This window comes from Proteiniphilum sp. UBA5384, assembly GCF_002410825.1.
Lineage (GTDB): Bacteria > Bacteroidota > Bacteroidia > Bacteroidales > Dysgonomonadaceae > Proteiniphilum.
The window spans coordinates 1-2597 of the sequence record NZ_DHOS01000069.1; the positions used below are offsets into that span (position 1 = coordinate 1).

Genomic DNA, 2597 nt, shown 5'->3' on the forward strand with positions numbered 1-2597 from the left:
TTAGCGTTCACCCCCATAAAGCTTAGCAAAATCAATCTGCTGCCGTACATTTTGTTTACGAGGGATCTTAGAGTTATCTACAGCCTGGACCGGATAAACCATCACCGGTTCTGGAAAGTTTAAATCTTTCACATAAACCCGGGACAAGTCCTCCGGGTCATATTGGACTGTTACTTGCCGACCGATAAACTTTTGGGGAACTTCATAAACCTTTTTTGAGAAAGTAATCGTCGCATCCTGACTAACCCTTCTCATTGTTTCATGTAGAAAAATCCGATCTAAAAGCTCCTTTTGGCGGATAAAGCGAAAGCGTTCTTTATCCTTTAGATAACGTTCCAGCGGAGATAACCCATTAAGCGAAGAATGAACCTTTTGATTGTACGTTGATTCCACATAACTCAAGAATTTGCCATTCAAATCTGCCAAGGATTGAAGTTTCCGTAAATCCAAAGCAGAAAGAAACTGCGTTCTAAACGTCCGAAAGACCCGTTCAATTTTACCTTTATTATGTAGAGTTCTACATAATAAAGGTTATGGAGAGTTAATCGTTATGAAGAGTTAAACTATGGATTTGTTGATACTGTAAGTTTTTGTGGTTGATTTCCTCTACATAATCCTTCATTCTTAAGATGGTTTCTACAACCAAAATTAAGACTGGAGGAATAAGTATGCAGGAATTGTTACCATTTAACGACTTGATTAGTGTGGTCAAAGAAGAGCTTTATCGTGTAAAGTACAAGGAGTCAAGGATCAATTTGTATGTATCCATTTGGGAAACCCTTGGTCAATTCATGAGAGAAAGAGACCTAAAGTACTTTAATATGAAGATTGGTTTGAACTTTTTAGAAGACCAATATGGTATTACCGTATTCAAACATTTGAATAGTTCTAGCGGTTTAAAAGTTAGGGCTATCAATATGCTAGGAGAGTACCAGTTACACGGAATCATTCTTTCAAAGCGACGCGTTATTGGTAAAGAATACTACCCTCCTGTAAAAAAGGCATTTGATGGATTTATCCAGTCCCGAAGATGCAATGGCATCTCCGAAAAAACTTTACAGTCAAATGAACTGTATTTGAGCAGATTTTCTGAGTACCTGTCCAAGCAAAAGATTAATGCCATCTCGGAAATAAACCCCGGTCATATTTTGGGTTTTGTCAACACTTGACCGGTACAACCATTGCTACCGTCTACTGCACAACTTGTTCCTTAAGAGTCTTGTTCCGATATCTGTATGAAGAAAAAATTCTAGAAAAAGACTTCTCCTACGTGGTACCCCGGATCAAGGTGGACAAAACCTCGAGAATTCCCTCTGCTTACAGCAAAGAAGAAGTTCAAAAGATGCTGGATAGTGTTGACCGCGGAAATCCGAAAGGCAAACGTGATTTTGCCATATTGCTTCTTGCATCGCGACTTGGAATGAGAGCGGGCGATATTTGTAGTTTATCTTTCAAAAATCTCAAATGGGAACATAATGAGATAGAATTGATACAAGAGAAGACGCAGGAAAAAATACTCTTGCCTCTGCTGCCGGAAGTGGGTTCAGCAATCATTGACTATTTGAAATATGGCCGACCCATCACAGAAAGCAGTACTATTTTCATGCGTCACACCTGTCCAATAACCTCTTTGAAACCACCAACACTTCACAGCATTGTTTGGCAATATTTACGATTGGCAGGAATCAAAGTTCCCGACGGAAAGAAACATGGCCCTCATGCCCTTCGACACAGCCTTGCCAGTACCCTCCTAGAAGAAAACACTCCGCTCCCGATCATTTCCGAGGTTCTGGGGCATACAACGACCGAAACAACATCCATCTATTTGAAAATTGCCGTTACCCATTTACGGCGCTGTGCATTGGATATCCCCGAATTTGTATGGAATCAGCCGATGGTCGGAGGTGTGGCTCATGAGCTCTAAAAACTATGGTTTTGACGGTTTTGTAGGAGATTTTAGGGAACTGCTGATCCAGTTCGTACAGATGAAACGGTCATTAGGGTTCAATTATGTTGAACAAGCTAATCAATTAAAACGTTTTTCGCAATTTACTCTCAAGTTTACGATCAAAAATCATGTTCTCACCAAAGAATTAGCTGACGCTTGGACAGAAAAGAGACCAAATGAGCGAGATGTCACATGGGAGCACCGGATCAACAATTTAAAACAGTTTGCTCTATTCCTGAATAACCTTGGCTATGATGCATATATTCCAGCTTGCAGGGCAAAGATCAATCGGCATTTATACGTTCCTTACATTTTTACTCATGAACAACTCAAGAATTTTTTTGCCGAATGCGAAAACATCAAGCCCCATCCGCTTTCCAACAAACACTTAGTATTACCTGCCGTTTACAGGTTGTTGTACGGATGCGGCCTCAGAATCTCTGAGGCATTAGCCTTAAAACAAAAGGATATGGACTTGAAACAAGGAATTGCCATCGTTCGGAGTTCAAAGTTTGATAAAGACCGGTTAATTCCAATGTCGCCTTCGTTGACCAGATATCTGGAGCCCTATTCTCAGAAAATCCATACACTTTCCGGTTCCGAAGGCTTTTTTTTTATAAAAAAAGACAAGACTGCGCTTGCTCCTGAT

Annotated in this window: 4 protein-coding genes; 3 read left to right on the forward strand and 1 reads right to left on the reverse strand. The window is 40.3% G+C overall.

Annotated elements, in window-relative coordinates:
- Positions 1–426, reverse strand: coding sequence for a Mu transposase C-terminal domain-containing protein (locus B4G81_RS13480; RefSeq protein ID WP_294083352.1), 426 nt, complete (start codon positions 424–426; stop codon positions 1–3).
- A gap of 242 nt (positions 427–668) precedes the next feature.
- On the opposite strand from B4G81_RS13480, the gene B4G81_RS13485 reads away from it, so the two are divergent.
- The 3 genes from B4G81_RS13485 to B4G81_RS13495 form a co-directional block, all read left to right on the forward strand.
- Positions 669–1169, forward strand: a complete 501-nt coding sequence (locus B4G81_RS13485) for a hypothetical protein (RefSeq protein WP_294083354.1) — start codon at positions 669–671, stop codon at positions 1167–1169.
- Between the two features lie 50 nt (positions 1170–1219).
- On the forward strand, positions 1220–1924 hold the full coding sequence (locus B4G81_RS13490; protein ID WP_294083356.1) for a site-specific integrase: 705 nt from the start codon (positions 1220–1222) through the stop codon (positions 1922–1924).
- On the forward strand, positions 1914–2597 hold a 684-nt coding region (locus tag B4G81_RS13495; RefSeq protein ID WP_294083358.1), incomplete at its 3' end, for a tyrosine-type recombinase/integrase. The genes B4G81_RS13490 and B4G81_RS13495, both read left to right, overlap by 11 nt.

Coding starts and splice junctions, on each gene's coding strand:
- B4G81_RS13485 (WP_294083354.1), top strand. CDS start 669: ATGCAGGAATTGTTACCATTTAACGACTTGATTAGTGTGGTCAAAGAA.